Source organism: Streptomyces sediminimaris, from assembly GCF_047049295.1.
GTDB classification, from domain to species: domain Bacteria; phylum Actinomycetota; class Actinomycetes; order Streptomycetales; family Streptomycetaceae; genus Streptomyces; species Streptomyces sediminimaris.
In genome coordinates, this window is the sequence record NZ_JBJWOT010000001.1 from 4,906,844 (window position 1) to 4,921,350 (window position 14,507).

General features: G+C 69.4%; 12 protein-coding genes. 6 read left to right on the forward strand and 6 right to left on the reverse strand.

Features of this window, described 5'->3' with window-relative positions; all coding sequences use genetic code 11:
• Positions 1 to 215: 215 nt before the first annotated feature.
• Both ACJ9NR_RS22850 and ACJ9NR_RS22855 read right to left on the reverse strand, forming a co-directional pair.
• Complete coding sequence (locus ACJ9NR_RS22850; protein ID WP_412494198.1) at positions 216 to 878, reverse strand: class I SAM-dependent DNA methyltransferase; 663 nt, start codon at positions 876 to 878, stop codon at positions 216 to 218.
• A gap of 174 nt (positions 879 to 1,052) precedes the next feature.
• Complete coding sequence (locus tag ACJ9NR_RS22855; RefSeq protein WP_003992177.1) at positions 1,053 to 1,256, reverse strand: cold-shock protein; 204 nt, start codon at positions 1,254 to 1,256, stop codon at positions 1,053 to 1,055.
• A gap of 305 nt (positions 1,257 to 1,561) precedes the next feature.
• Between ACJ9NR_RS22855 and ACJ9NR_RS22860 the strand changes: the two genes are divergently transcribed.
• Both ACJ9NR_RS22860 and ACJ9NR_RS22865 read left to right on the forward strand, forming a co-directional pair.
• Positions 1,562 to 2,410, forward strand: coding sequence for a menaquinone biosynthetic enzyme MqnA/MqnD family protein (locus tag ACJ9NR_RS22860; RefSeq protein ID WP_412494199.1), 849 nt, complete (start codon positions 1,562 to 1,564; stop codon positions 2,408 to 2,410).
• A 228-nt stretch (positions 2,411 to 2,638) separates the two neighbouring features.
• Entirely contained in the window at positions 2,639 to 7,159 is a 4,521-nt protein-coding gene (locus ACJ9NR_RS22865; protein ID WP_412494200.1) for an FtsK/SpoIIIE domain-containing protein, read from the forward strand.
• Positions 7,160 to 7,473: 314 nt separating this feature from the next.
• Here the strand turns inward: ACJ9NR_RS22865 and ACJ9NR_RS22870 are convergent, their stop codons facing one another.
• A complete protein-coding gene (locus tag ACJ9NR_RS22870; protein ID WP_412494201.1) occupies positions 7,474 to 7,734 on the reverse strand; it encodes a WXG100 family type VII secretion target in 261 nt (86 codons plus the stop codon).
• A gap of 205 nt (positions 7,735 to 7,939) precedes the next feature.
• Between ACJ9NR_RS22870 and ACJ9NR_RS22875 the strand changes: the two genes are divergently transcribed.
• From ACJ9NR_RS22875 to ACJ9NR_RS22890, 4 genes are read left to right on the forward strand one after another with little or no spacing between them, the layout of a single operon-like run.
• On the forward strand, positions 7,940 to 8,200 hold the full coding sequence (locus ACJ9NR_RS22875) for a hypothetical protein (protein WP_412494202.1): 261 nt from the start codon (positions 7,940 to 7,942) through the stop codon (positions 8,198 to 8,200).
• Positions 8,201 to 8,239: 39 nt separating this feature from the next.
• A complete protein-coding gene (locus tag ACJ9NR_RS22880; RefSeq protein WP_412494203.1) occupies positions 8,240 to 9,079 on the forward strand; it encodes a hypothetical protein in 840 nt (279 codons plus the stop codon).
• A gap of 22 nt (positions 9,080 to 9,101) precedes the next feature.
• Positions 9,102 to 10,547, forward strand: coding sequence for a PE-PGRS family protein (locus tag ACJ9NR_RS22885; RefSeq protein ID WP_412494204.1), 1,446 nt, complete (start codon positions 9,102 to 9,104; stop codon positions 10,545 to 10,547).
• Between the two features lie 10 nt (positions 10,548 to 10,557).
• On the forward strand, positions 10,558 to 11,130 hold the full coding sequence (locus ACJ9NR_RS22890; protein ID WP_412494205.1) for a hypothetical protein: 573 nt from the start codon (positions 10,558 to 10,560) through the stop codon (positions 11,128 to 11,130).
• Positions 11,131 to 11,185: 55 nt separating this feature from the next.
• Here the strand turns inward: ACJ9NR_RS22890 and ACJ9NR_RS22895 are convergent, their stop codons facing one another.
• From ACJ9NR_RS22895 to ACJ9NR_RS22905, 3 genes are all read right to left on the reverse strand, one after another.
• The gene (locus ACJ9NR_RS22895) at positions 11,186 to 12,598 is read right to left on the reverse strand and encodes a PE-PGRS family protein (RefSeq protein ID WP_412494206.1); all 1,413 of its coding nucleotides are present in this window, start codon (positions 12,596 to 12,598) and stop codon (positions 11,186 to 11,188) included.
• A 176-nt stretch (positions 12,599 to 12,774) separates the two neighbouring features.
• Positions 12,775 to 13,482: a hypothetical protein gene (locus ACJ9NR_RS22900; RefSeq protein ID WP_412494207.1), complete on the reverse strand. Its 708-nt coding sequence runs from the start codon at positions 13,480 to 13,482 to the stop codon at positions 12,775 to 12,777.
• 153 nt (positions 13,483 to 13,635) lie between these two features.
• Positions 13,636 to 14,424: a hypothetical protein gene (locus ACJ9NR_RS22905; RefSeq protein ID WP_412494208.1), complete on the reverse strand. Its 789-nt coding sequence runs from the start codon at positions 14,422 to 14,424 to the stop codon at positions 13,636 to 13,638.
• Positions 14,425 to 14,507 lie beyond the last annotated feature (83 nt).

A 14,507-nucleotide genomic window follows, 5' to 3' on the forward strand; every position in this document is an offset into this window, starting at 1 on the left:
TTCCGTCCGGCGTCCGGCGGTGTCCCAGCCGTCTTCGAGCCGGCTTCGAGTGGTCTTCCGGCCGGTCTCCGGCGGTGTCCCAGCCGTCTTCGAGCCGGCTTCGAGTCGTCGTCTTTTGGTCGGCGTCCGAAGGTCCCCCAGCCATCTTCGAGCCGTCTTTCCGGCCGTCTTCGGGCCCCGTCTCCCGGCCGCCTCCGGCCGGAGGCGGCCGGCGGTCACGGTGTCGCCTTCCGGGGCCTGCGGGCGATCAGGACGGCCTGCGGTACGGGCTCCGCCAGGGCCTCGTCCGCCTCGCGGACGGTCCGGGAGACGACCGCGAAGCCCGCTTCCGTGAGCAGGTCCGCCATGTGCTCGGGACGGCGGCGCTGGAAGTCGAGCGAGACCGGGTGGCCCCACGGGCGGTCGTGCCGGCGCGGGGCGTCCCCGGCCTGGAAGGCGAGCAGCAGGTGGCCGCCGGGGGCCAGGACGCGGTGGAACCCGGCGAAGAGGGACGGGAGCCGGTCCACAGGGGTGTGGATGGAGGAGTACCAGGACACGACCCCGGCGAGGCTGCCGTCCGCCAGGCCGAGCTCCAGCATCGAGCCCTGCTCGAAGCGCAGCCCCGGATTCTCACGGCGCGCGATCGCGAGCATTCCCTCCGACAGGTCGAGCCCGAACACCCGCAGCCCGAGGGAGGCCAGGTACCCGGTGAGCCGGCCCGGCCCGCACCCCAGGTCGGCCACGGCCCCCTCCCGCCCCACGAGCTCGGCGTACACGCCGATCAGGGCCCGGTCCAGCGGCCGGCCGGCGAGCCCGTCCCCGGGGAAGTGGTCGGCGTAGTCCTCGGCGACGGCGTCGTAGAAGGTGCGGGTGGCGGTGAGGAAGTCGGCGTCGGTCATGGACGGGGACCGTACCGGGGAGCACTGACATCGATGCCGGCGCTCAGGCTCAGCGCCCTGTCCCGGTGCCGTGCCGTACGGGAAAAGGCAGGAGCCCCGCCGCCTTGCGGCGCGGGGCTCCTTGGGTACTGCTGTCAGTTCCGGATCAAAGCACCAGGCTCCGAGACCGAATGATCAGACGGGGGTGACGTTCTCCGCCTGCGGGCCCTTGGGGCCCTGGGTCACGTCGAAGGAGACCTGCTGGTTCTCCTCCAGCGAGCGGAAGCCGCTCGCGTTGATCGCGGAGTAGTGAACGAAGACGTCGGGGCCGCCGCCTTCCTGGGCGATGAAACCAAAGCCCTTTTCGGCGTTGAACCACTTCACGGTTCCGGTAGCCATAAGCCCTCCTTGGGCCCAAAGGGTCGCCCTGCTCCAGAACCTGCAAGTGTGAAACGGTGCCGCACAACTGCATACTTCTGAAAACGACGAGAGCCCGCGGTTACATGCTCCGCAGGCTCTGTACTGCAAGGGAAACCAAACTGCAACTTGCGGCGAGCCTAGCACGGGGGCAGCCGAAAGCAATAGAGTTCAAGATCACGTCACCCGAACGTTTGAAAGAACCGGGTCCGTTTGACGGGACGGCGGCGACAGCACCGCGCCACCCTGGACGCAGCACCGTACCCCACGGGGGCTAGTCTCGCGATGTGGACATTTCTCGCACCCGGCCGCGCGTCGGCCACATCCAGTTCCTGAACTGCCTGCCCCTGTACTGGGGGCTCGCGAGAACGGGCACGCTTCTCGACTTCGAGCTCACCAAGGACACCCCCGACAAGCTCAACGAGAAGCTGGTGCAGGGCGACCTCGACATCGGGCCCATCACCCTGGTCGAGTTCCTCAAGCACGCGGACGAACTGGTCGCCTTCCCGGACATCGCGGTGGGATGCGACGGCCCGGTGATGTCCTGCGTGATCGTCTCGCAGGTTCCCCTGGCGCAGCTGGACGGCGCCCGTGTCGCCCTCGGCTCGACCTCGCGCACGTCCGTCCGCCTCGCCCAGCTGCTGCTGGCCGAGCGCTACGGCGTCCAGCCCGACTACTACACCTGCCCGCCCGACCTGAGCCTGATGATGCAGGAGGCCGAGGCGGGCGTCCTCATCGGCGACGCGGCGCTGCGGGCGAACCTGCTGGACGGGCCCCGCTACGGCCTCGAGGTGCACGACCTCGGCGCGATGTGGAAGGAGTGGACGGGACTGCCGTTCGTCTTCGCCGTCTGGGCCGCGCGCCGTGACTACCTCGAGCGTGAGCCGGAGATCACCCGCAAGGTCCACGAGGCCTTCCTCGCCTCCCGCAACCTCTCCCTGGAGGAGGTCGGCAAGGTCGCCGAGCAGGCGGCCCGCTGGGAGGCCTTCGACGAGAAGGTCCTGGAGCAGTACTTCACCACCCTGGACTTCCGTTTCGGCGGCCCGCAGCTGGCCGCGGTCGCGGAGTTCGCCCGGCGGGTCGGGCCGACGACCGGCTTCCCGGCGGACGTGAAGGTGGAACTGCTGCAGCCGTAGGTCCCCCACCTGCTGCCCCGCCACCTGCGAGCGGCAGGCCCTGGCCCCCGCCCTCGACGGCGTGCTCCCGCCCGGCGGCTCCCCCCACCGTGCACGCCGCGTCCGGCATGCCCCGGCCTCCCCGGGTCCGATGTCCGGGCGACCGAGCACGACGGCGGCCACTGCCATTAGTCTCCGTTGGCTGATGTAACGCACGGGGCCACTGAGGCCGACGGGAGGATGACCACCATGCGCATGCTGGTCACGGTCGTGCAGGAAGGCGGTGAGCCGCACGACGTTGTGATCGCAACGGACGAAACGGCCACCGCCGGTGATGTCGCGGAAGCGCTCGGGGCGGCTCTCGGGCCCCCCGGACGACCATCCGGCCCCGGCGCGGGGAACGCGCAGCACGCGGGGAACGCGGGGAACGCGGGGAACGCGGGGAACGTGGTGCAGCTGCCGGGCACCGCCGTCGTACCCGGCTACGGAGGGACGGCGACCCGGGCGCCGTCGCTGTGGGCCGACGGTCAGTACTGCGACCCCGAGGCACCGGCCGCCACGGTGCTGCGTGACGGGATGCGGGTCTCCGTGGACGACTCCATAGGCCCGCTGCTGCGCAAGGGCGAGCCGGTGGGGCAGTACGAGCTGAGGGTGGCCGGAGGGCCCGCGGCCGGCCGCGTGGTCCGGCTGGGCGTCGGTGTGGCGACCGTGGGATCGGCGCCGACCTGCACGCTGCCCGTGTCCGACCCGTCGCTGCCCCAGGTCGGGCTCCGGGTGACGATCGACATGCAGGGAAACACCCGGCTCAGCCCGGAGGGCGGCGCCGAGGCGCTGCTCGACGACGAAGCCGTGGAGGCGGGGACGGCCTGGCCGCTCGGCGACGTCGTACGGGTCGGTGACTCCCTCCTCGTCCTCGACCGGGTCGCCGAGCCGGACGCACACCTCTCCCTGATGAGCGAGGGCGGCCTCGCCTACAACCGTCCTCCCCGCCTGTCCCCCCTCAGGCCACGGCGGCGGCTCGTGGTGCCGGTGCCGCCCAGCAAGGGCGAGAGGGCCAGGTTCCAGGTCCTGATGGCGATCATGCCGCTGTTCTTCGGCGTGGGCATGTACTTCGTCACCAAGCAGATCTACATGCTGGCGTTCTGCCTGATGAGCCCGCTGATGATGGTGGGTCAGTGGCTCAGCGAGAACCGCGAGGGCAAGAAGAAGGACAAGACCTCTCTGAAGCAGTACAAGAAGGACCTCGCGGAGCACCGGGCCGAGCTCGCGGTCCTCAGCAAGGAGGAGCAGCGCGGCCGCCGCCAGGACGCCCCCGATCCGGCCGAGATCCTGCTCTTCGCCACCGGCCCGCGCCGCCGCCTGTGGGAGCGCCGCCTCACCGACCCGGACGCGATGGTGCTCCGGATCGGCGTCGGCGGGCTGGAGTCCGATGTCGAACTGGCCCTGGCCCGCGGTGGCACGGGGAGCGAGGACCTCCCGGCCCCTCCGATCCTGCCGGACGTCCCGGTCACCCTGCCCTTCGCGCGACTCGGCGTCGTGGGTGTCGCCGGTGACCGCACCCGCGCGATGGCCACCGCCCGCTGGATCAGCGTCCAGGCCGCCGTGCTGCACAGCCCCCGCGACCTCTCGCTCGTGTCCCTGTCCGCCACCCGGGCGGCCGGCGCCGAGTGGAACTGGGTGCACTGGCTGCCGCACACCGACCCCGACCAGGGGCAGGACTGTGTGGCGCTGATGGGCTTCGACTCCGAGAGCATCACGCGCCGGGTCAACGAGTTGCTGAACGAGCTCGCCCGCCGCAAGGCCGCCCGCGAGCAGCAGAACGCGACGGGCCAGCTCTACCCGGACCCCACCGTCCTGCTCGTCCTCGACGGCGCGCGCCTGCTGCGCCGGGTGCCCGGCGTGCCCCAACTCCTCACCGAGGGACCGCAGTACGGCATCATCGCCCTCTGCATCGACGAGGACGAACGCCTGCTCCCCGAGGAGTGCAAGGCCGTCGTCGCCTGGTCCCCGGACGCCGCCCACCACGTCCGCGTCCGCGGCTACGGCATGGAGGGCGTCGGCGACATCCTGGCCGACCAGGTCACCCCGGAGTGGTGCGAGCTGCTCGCCCGGTCCCTGGCGCCGGTGCGGGACGTCAGCCGCGACGACGCCGACGCCGCGCTGCCGACCTCCGCCCGGCTGCTGAACCTGCTGAACATGCCGAACCCGGCCGGCCAGGACGTGGTGCGCGTCTGGCAGGCGGGCGGCTCCACGACCGCGGCCCCGATCGGTGTCGCGGCCGACGGCCCGTTCGTCCTGGACATCCGCAGGGACGGCCCGCACGCGCTGGTGGCGGGCACGACGGGCGCCGGTAAGTCGGAGCTGCTGCAGACGGTCATCGCCTCGCTCGCGGTGGCGAACCGCCCGGACGCCCTGAACTACGTCCTCATCGACTACAAGGGCGGCAGCGCCTTCATGGACTGCGCCCGGCTGCCGCACACGGTCGGCATGGTCAGTGACCTCGACGCCCATCTGACCGAGCGGGCCCTGGCCTCGCTCGCGGCCGAGCTGCACCGGCGCGAACGGATCCTGCTCGACGCCGCGGCCAAGGACATCGAGGACTACAACGACACCCGCAAGCTCCGCCCCGAGCTGGAGCCCATGCCCCGGCTGGTGCTGGTGATCGACGAGTTCGCGTCCCTGGTCGCCGAACTCCCGGACTTCATCGCCGGCCTGGTCGACATCGCCCGCCGGGGCCGCTCCCTGGGCGTGCACCTGGTGCTGGCGACGCAGCGGCCGGCCGGTGTGGTGAGCGCGGACATCAGAGCGAACACGAACCTCAGGATCGCGCTGCGCGTGACGGACGCCTCGGAGTCGCAGGACGTCATCGACGCGCCCGACTCGGGCGCGATCGCCAAGTCGACGCCCGGCCGCATGTACGTCCGCTCCGGCGCCCAGTCCCTCGTCGGCGTGCAGTCGGCACGCATCGGTGGCCGCCGCCCGGCCACGGGTCAGACGGGCCCGAAGGCGACACTCCTGCCGCTGGCCTGGCACGCCTACAGCCGCCCGCTCCCCAAGCAGGACCAGGCCGACGACGACGGCACCATGGTCACCGATCTGGCGGTCCTGGTCGACGCCGTCCGCGACGGCGCGACGCGCATGGGCTTCGGTGAGCAGCGCAGCCCGTGGCTGCCGCCGCTGGCGGAGACGGTGACGCTGCAAGAGGTGGAGGCCTGCGGGGCTGCCCCGCAGGCGGCGCGTCCCGGTGCCGACGTGGCGCCGGTCCCGTACGGCCTCATCGACCTGCCGGCAGAGCAGAGCCGCAGACCGCTCGCTCTCGACGTCGTCCACGGCGAGCACACCCTGCTGCTCGGCGGGGCCCGCTCCGGCCGCTCGACGGCCCTGCGCACGCTGGCCGGCTCGCTGGCCCGCGCCACCGCCCCGCACGACGTGCACCTCTACGCCATCGACTGCGGCTCCAACGCCCTCCTTCCGCTGATGCGGTTGCCGCACGTGGGCGCCGTGGTCACCCGCGACGAACCCGACCGCGTACGGCGGCTGATCGACCGCCTGCTCGCGGAGATCGCCCGGCGTCAGCGGCTGCTGGCCATGGAGGGCGCGTCCAGCGCGGCCGAGCAGCGCGCGTCGGCCGCGCCGGAGGACCGGCTGCCGTGGATGGTGCTCCTCCTGGACAGCTGGGAGGGCTTCGCCTCCACCTTCGAGAACTACAACTACGGCCAGTTGCTCGAAGCGGCCCAGCGAATGTTCCGTGAAGGTTCCGCGGTGGGGCTGAAGGTGGTCATGACGGCCGACCGCAGCGGACTGAGCGGTCACGTCTCCTCCGCGTTCGCGGACCGGCTCGTCATGCGCTTCGCCGACCCGAGCGATTACGCCACGGCCGGACTGCAGCCCCGCGAGGTCCCGAAGAACATGCCTCCGGGCCGCGCCCTGCGGATCACCGACACGGGCGTGAACGAAACCCAGATCGGTCTGCTGGCCGAGGACCCGGCAGGGCAGGCGCAGGTGCGCGCGCTGCGCGAGATCGCGGAAGAGGCGCGGGCCCGCCACGCCAGGATCCCGGCAGGCCGGCGTCCCCTGCGCGTGGACGCGCTGCCCGCCCGCGTCACGGCGTCGGAGGCACTGGCCCTGGACCCGGACTTCGCTCCGCCGTCCGCTCTGTGGGCGCTGATCGGCGTCGGCGGTGACGAACTTCACCCCATCGGGGTCGACTTGGAGGAGAGCGGCCCCGGATTCGTCATCGCGGGCCCGCCGAAGTCCGGTCGCTCCACGCTGCTGCTGGCCGCGACGGAGTCCCTGCTGCGCTCCGGGACGCCGGTGGTGCTGGTCACCCCGAGGCGCTCGCCGCTGCGCGACCTGGAGGGCAGGGACGGAATCCTCGGCGTGCTGAACGCCGACAGCCGCGAGGACGATCTGGAGGAGCTGACCGGCAAGGCGCCGAACGGCTCCTACGTCGTCATCGCCGACGATGCCGAACTCCTCTACGACACCGGCCTCGACGAGGCTCTGGAGTCGGTCGTCCGCAAGGGCGCCGACGGCGGCATCGGCCTCATCGCGGCCGGCACGACGGACAGCCTGTCGGGGCAGTACCGGGGCTTCGCCGTGGAGGCCCGTAAGTCACGCAACGGCCTGCTGCTGACGCCGCAGAGCCCGTCGGACGGGGAACTCTTCGGAGTCCGCCTGCCCGCGAACAGCGGTGGCGGCCCGGTCGGCAGCGGCCTGTTCGTGTCGGGCGGCTCCTTCATGCCGGTCCAGGCGGTCATGAACGGCTGAGTCCCCGGCGACGGACTGCTGGGCCTCCGGCGACGAACGGCTGAGCTCCCGGCGACCGTCACCGGGAGGAACGAACCGCGGCCCCGCTCCGATGAGCGGGGCCGCGGTTCGCGTTGCCCGGAAGCCCGGAAGCCCGGAAGGAGTGTCACCCGGGACGCCGGACGCCGGACGCCGGGCCCCGGGACGCCGGGCCCCGGGACGCCGGACGCCGGGCTCCGGGACCCCGGGAACGCCACCGGGGCGCACGGACGCGGACCCGCAGGTCCCGTCGGTGCGCCCCGGTGGGCAGCGCCATCCGCGCGGATCGCCTGGGATCAGGTGGCGCGCTCGATGTTGTCGGCGCTCGTGCTCGCCGACTTGCTGGCCTCGTTCAGGGTGTCGACCCACTTCGAGAACGTCGGCTTCACGTCGTGCCAGTCGTGGCGGAAGCGGTCGGCCTTCGGCCCCTTCCAGAAGCCCTCGCTGTGGCTCGTCCTGCCGTCCAGGTCCTTGATCAGGACCTGGAGGTCGTGAGCCTTGTGAGCGAAGAGCTTGGACAGCTCCCGGAGTTGCTGGAGATCTGCACCGCGATCCATGGCGATCCTCCCCGTAGTGATCGAAGGCAAGCGGACTACCCGTTTGCAACAGTGGACGCTACAGCACCATACGTAGCCGTCGTCCAGTGCCGCCGAAGATCTGATCGTCCGGTGAACAAACTGTGGTCATCCGGGTCAGGGGGCAGGTAAACGGCGAACCACGCGTCGGTATGCTGGGGCTCTTGAGACAGCGGGGGAGGCTGCCATGGCAAATCCTGACATTCAGGAACTCAACCACCGTGCCGGCCAGTTGAGGTCGCTGGCCGACCACATCGACGGGCTCGTCGACGCTGCCAAGAAGCACAGCACGGTCTCGATGAAGTCCTGGTCCGGCCCGAACGCGGACCACGTGCGCGGCAAACTGAAGAGCTGGCACACGACGTGCGGCACGGTTGCCCAGGCGCTGCGTGACGAGGCGCACCAGTGCACCAAGGAAGCCAAGGACCTGCAGAGCCAGACGAAGTGAGCCGGCGCCGGCGCCGCCTCGCAGGAGGAACCCACACCAGTGCCTTCGTACGACAGCTCCCGAGCCCGATTCCGCCTGGCCGACCGCCACATCGCGGTATTCGCCCATCTCCTGGACGGCGAGACACCGCCCGAGGAGCTCTGGGAGTCGCTGGTCGAACTCCAGCGCATCGGGCTGGTCGGTGAAGAGGGGGAACTGGCACCGATCCTCCGGGATCTGCTCGGCGCGCTGGCAGAGCCCATGGTGCTGCTCCAGGTGGAGGTGACCGGCGAACACGGCCCGGTCAACCATGGCGTGGTCGTGGGCCAGGAAGCCGTCATCTCGCACGACGGCTGGCCGGGCGAGGTGGAGTCGGAGTACGTCTCCATCGAGCCCACCACACTCGTGTGGGAGCTGGCGCGCAAGGTCAACCTGCATCGCGGGGAGAGGCCCGAGGAGGGTGACCCTGAGCTGCGTGTCGAGACGAAGATGGCCGCGCTGGACGCCGCGTTCGTCGCGCTGGAGGAGCCGGGGGCGGACGATGACGCCACGCGCGAGCTCGTACGCAAGGCCCTCGTCGAGGCGGACGCCGATCTCAGGGAGCCGGTTCTCGACCGGTTCCTGGAGCTGGTCGTCTCCCTCAACGCCACCTGGCGCATCACCACCGCCTGGGACGGAAAGCACGACGGCGAGACGTCCACCATGATCCGCGCCCTCGCCGTCTGGGACTGCGGGCCTGCAGGCTACTGGATCCGCGAACAGCCCGAAGAGCCCATCATGCCGGGCCAGGTCGGCCCGGACAGTCCACTCGTTCTGGTGAAGTCCCACTCCGCGGAGGTCTGGGAGAAGATCACGGATCTGCTGCCGGACAAGGAAGAACTGCCGATCGAGGGCGAGTGACGGAACAGACCCCCAACCGCGCATGAGGAACGTCAACCCCGACGACCTGGATCAACTCGCCAAGCTTCTCGACGGCAGAGGCGGCGTGCAGGATCAACTCGACGAGGCATTCACCAGGGCTTCTCGCCTGGGCGTCAGCGGCACGCTGGCACCTGTCAAGCCCCTGCGGACCTGGATCTCCGACACCTCGCCGGACCTGCGCAGGAGAGCCGCCGTCGCGCGCTTGGAGGACGGCGATCCAGCGGCCGGCCTCAAATGGGCCGGATTCGACCCCAAGGACATCATCAAGGCGGGTGTCAGTCTCAAAGCGCCGGGCATCCTTCTCATCGCCAACGCAATGGCCACCAACGGCGATCCGCACACGGAGGCCTTCCGCCGCAAGTCCCGGGAGTCCCTGGACGACTGGGTCGACCGGATGAGAGCGCACGGAATCGCCCAGATTCCGGCCCTCAAGCCATATGAGAAGGAGATCGCGGAGATCCTCGGGGACGTCGGCGATGCCACGTCGACCCTCAGTCGAGGAGGAAGCGCCGCGTTCCATTCGGTGAACCTCACCAAGGTGCTGGTGGGGAACTCCATCACGCAGGGTGCCTTGCGTGTACACAAGGCCCGGTTCGCCGGATCTCTTCAGCGCTTCCAGGGCAGATACACGTGGGTGCCTGAAAAGGTCGCCGAATGGGCGGTCAGGCTTGACGAGTGGAATCCTCCTGTCAAGTCGCTGGCAGCTCCTGGTACGTGGCTGCCGAGTAGGCTGGCGGGGCTCGCATCAGGGAACGCTGTTTATCAGGACGCCAGTAGGGTGCCTTTCCTGAATGGCTCGATTCTTTCCAGAGTCGGTGAGGTCTACGACGACGTGCGCGCCCATCGGCTGATGAACACAAGAGTTCTCTTCGGGCTGAGCGGTAACAAACTGATCGATGGAATCGTCGGATCCGACAAAGTCGCGAAGATGTACGGCGGTCTGACGCATGCCGGGCAGATTCCCGGACGGGCCGGGCAGGCCAGTCTGTGGAAGGTCGCCAAGAACGTCTACGCCGACCAGCGTCTTTTCGGCGGGGGCCGTCTGGCAGCACTCGGGAGAGGAGTGAAGTTCGCCGGGAAGGCCAGTGGCGCGCTTCGTGCCGTCGGCGTCGTAGGCGGACTGGCTTCGACCGCCTACAGCGCCGCCAATGTCTGGGAGCAGGGCAATCCGGCCGCCGCCTTCAAGAAGAAGGGCGCGGGCTACGTTGCAGACGTGGCTGAAATCGGCTTCAACGCCTCGCTGACGGCGGCGACAGTAGCTCCGAACCCGTTCACCATCGGCGCGGTGGCGGTCACCGGCGCCGTCTATGCGGGGGCCAAGGTCGTCCAGCACTGGGACGACATCAAGAACGGTGCCGGCGAGGCGAAGAAGTGGGTGGGCGACAAGGTCCACGACCTCGGGAAGAGCATCGCCAAATCCAAGGCGAATCCCATGAACTGGTTCTAGAGGTATATGTATGGCAAGTTTTGAATTCGAAGTGGAGCCGGAACTCGAAGGGCCTGTGCGGCGCGGTTACACAGGAGTTGTGGGCCCGTTCGGCACTGTCCGAGTATTCCGACCCAGTGCCGAACCGGGAGCGGAGCCGCTACGACAAGCCGTTGTTTCCGGTGAGATGTTTCCAGCGGTAAGATTCACTGGCGGCAGGGGGAATGTCCCTTCGCTGGATGGTGGCTCGCTGATCATTGACGAGATTGCAGCGGACCTCGAACTCAGAGTCAAGGGAGTGCGCAAGGGTTCCCGATGGTTGGCGATAGACCATCTGGGTCGCTCGTACACCTACACGGCGGCGGGTGGAACAGCACACCTCAAGGGCGATGGTGTAGAGATCGCCATCGGCAGGGGTCGCTACATTCCCGGGCTGGGGGCGACCCGTCTGGGAAGGGTCGAGGGGGACGCCTCGGCGACGGACCTCGCCATCGCCCTCGTCCTCGAAGAAGTCGAGACAGCGGTACTCACCACCAGTGGAGCCCTTCTCGCCGTCCCGATGAACCTTCTTTTCGGTAGGCAGCGGGACGAGGGCACAATCTGAGGGGCAAGAGGCAGGACCCCAAGGTCCGTTCCGGGCGGTAGGGGGCGCGGGCGCGTCAGAACCAGTTCATGGGATTCGCCTTGGATTTGGCGATGCTCTTCCCGAGGTCGTGGACCTTGTCGCCCACCCACTTCTTCGCCTCTCCGGCACCCTTCTTGATGTCGTCCCAGTGCTGGACGACCTTGGCGCCCGCATAAACGGCGCCGAAGCCGACAGCGAGGCCGATGGTGACCGGGTTGGGGGCGATCATCGCCGCGGTCATGGAGGCGTTGAAGCCGGCTTCGGCGACGTCTGCGACGTAGCCGGCGCCGTTGCGTTGGAAGGCCTTGACGGGGTTGCCCTGCGCGACGACGTTCGCGGTGCTGAACACCGTCGCCGCCGCGCTTCCGGCGATGCCCGCGCCGCGCAGGACACCGGCCACCTTGCCCGCGCCGGCCAGTCCCTTCCCCAGCGAGGCCGTGCGGCTGAATCCGAGACCGCGAGCCTTCGAATAGATGTTGCCGGACACCTCGAAGAGGCTCGCGTTGCCGGCGCGCGCGACCGCCTGCCCCGAATGGGTGAGCCCTCCGTACCGAGCCGCGAGCGAGTCGGAGCCGACGATGAAGTTGATGGCCTTGTTGGCGGAAACCCCCTTCCAGATGGGGGACCGCATGAACTTCAGCCCGCGGATGGCGTCGTAGCCCTTGCCGGTCCACTCGGCGACCTTGCTCTTGGTGCCGGGGACCGTCTGGGCCCACTGACTCAGCTTGCTCGGGAACCAGCTGCCGGGAGCGCCGAGGGAGCGCATCTTCGGTGTGTACTGGATGAGTTTCGTTCCCGACCACCGCAGCAGATCGTTGTCCGACCCGCGGAGCGTGACGCCGATACGGGTCTTCCAGGTTCGCAGCAAACCCTTCTTGAAGGAGTTGCCGACCAGGATCTTGGTCAGCGCCGCTCCCTGAATGGTGACGGTGGCCGTGGTCCCCTTGACCGACTGCCAGTCGCCGTACAGGTCGATCACGCTCATGATCGTCGCCGCGTGCGGCTTGAGTCCCGGGATCTGTTCCAGGGCATGTGTCTTGATCCGCGAGATCCAGTCGTTCAGGGACTCGTCGGACTTCCGCTTGAAGACGTCGGCTTCCGGATCGTCGCTGGCGGCCACGGAGTTGGCGAGGAGGATCTCGTCGGGAGAGAGCCCCTCGCCCTTGTGGTCCTTGAGGTACTTGTCGATGTCCTTGGCGCTGAACCCGGCCCACAGCACGCCGGCCTCCGGATCACCGCTCTCCAGCCGGGCGATCGTCGCACGCTTGCGCAGATCCGGGGCGGTGTCGGCAACCCAGCTCCGCAGCGGTTTGAGAGAAGTCAGCTTGCTGGAGACTCCCAGGCGTGAGGCTCTGGTGAAAGCCTCGTCGACCTTGTCCTGGACGCCTCCCCGCCCGTCCAGCAGTTTGGCGAGCTGCTCCAGATCATCCGGGTTCACGGTCCTCACGCTCTTGCCCCCTCAAAAGTGCGGACCCTGCAGGCACCACGGTCCGGGCGCGGCGCAGGCACCACCGTTCGGGCGCGCTCAGGCCGATGCGAACCGACGCAGGAACATCATCGTACGCACGCGTACCACGCGGCACCGCGAACGGGCGGGCTCGGCGCGGGTGTTCCACGGGAGCGTCACGCGTCGCCTACGAGCGCGAAGGCGAAGGCCAGCCGCCGGTCGAGCCAGGTGGACTCGATCTTGACCTGCTTGCTGCCCTCCGAGGTCATGACCACGCTGTCCCCGGCCCGCCACTCCAGGGACCGCGCCTTGCTGCTCGCGCCGTCGTCGGTGCCCGCGTGGAACAGGCTGTCCACCGCATCGAAGGTGGCCCGGATGGCCACGCGTGCGGCCACCTGGCCGGCGCTTCCGCTCGCCCACTCGTTGCGCCCGACGATTTCCGGCTGACCGGGCTGGTCGATGCGCCAGGTGTGCTTGAAGGGGCGCTTGGGCGGAACGCGGCGAAGGGTTCCGACGAGTGCGCCCTGTGCGTCACGCACGACGTGGTGCTGTTCACCGTCCACCTCGCGGGGCTCCTCGACGTAGCAGAGCAGGCGCTGGGCGTCGGCGTCCTCGTAGAGGGTGAGTTCCGGACGCGACGGAAGGTTCGTGAGGGACGACGATCCGAGGAACGCGCAGGGGGCGAGAACCGGAAGGTCCTTGCTGCCCCGCGGTACGCGGACGGCGGGCTTGCCCCACACCGACCGCGGGCGCTTGGGGGACCGGGGGCGCTCGACGGATCCGACGACGAACCGGAACACCGTCTCCCAGGGGACGGGCTCCACCGGGGCTTCCTCCGCCGCCTTCGCCTTGTTGTTCCTGCCGAACGCCACTTCCGCCTCCATGACCACACCCCGCACCGGACAACATGACTCTACCCACGCGGGTTTCCGGCCTTCCCGGAACGTGGGAAGGGCCCTGCGGAGGCCACCGCCCGCGCCCGTCGGCCGCCCACCTTGACCCACGAGACCTGGGTGACTGCGCTGGCCTGTGCCTGTTCAGTGGTTGATGGACTGGACAGTGATGTTCTGGGTGGCGCCGAAGGCACCGTCGGGCAGGCGTTCACCCGGGTCGGCGGTGAGGGAGACCGGTTCGGCGGTGGTGGAGACCGGTTCGGCGGTGAGGGAGACCGGTTCGGCGGTGGTGGAGACCGGTTCGGCGGTGAGGGAGACCAGTTCGGCGGTGGTGGAGACCGGTTGGGTGGTGGTGGAGACCGGTTGGGCGGCGGTGGTCGCGGAGATACCGAGGGCCGGGACGGAGACTGCGGCCGAACGCCACTGTCGCGCTTTCCTTCCGATCAGACCGATCAGGGTGTGCGAAGGAGCGCGTAGGCGAAGACCAGACGACGGTCGAGCCAGGCCGCCCTGATCAGGAAACGGTGCTGCGCGTTTGATGTCATCACCAATTCCTCTGAGGGCGTGCCTGAGCGGCGGGATACGGCGGACTGTGTCCACGATCCGGCCCTGCCCGTCGCGGAGGCGGTAGTGGCGAGCGCCGTCGGCCTCCTCCGGATCGTCGACGGAGCACAGGAGAGTACGGCCCTCCGCGTCTTCGTACAGGCGGAGACCGTTCGCGGCCCCTTGCGGGGGCAGGAAGGCGCAGGGGGCGTTGACACGCTGCATGCCTCCGCCGTGCGGGACCCTGAAGGCCCGGGCGCCGAGCACGGGTCGCTTGCGCCGGCCGACTGCCGGCAGCTCCTCTTCACCGATCGCGAATTCCCACGCATCGGCCCAGGGCACGACGGGGACGGGAGCCTCATCGACGTGCTTGCTCTTGCCGAACTCCATCTGTCCCCATGCTCGCTGTGCTGGGCTGCTGCCCTGCCACCAGACCGAGCCACCCTAGCCTGCGTGACTTCCCCTTCCGCTTG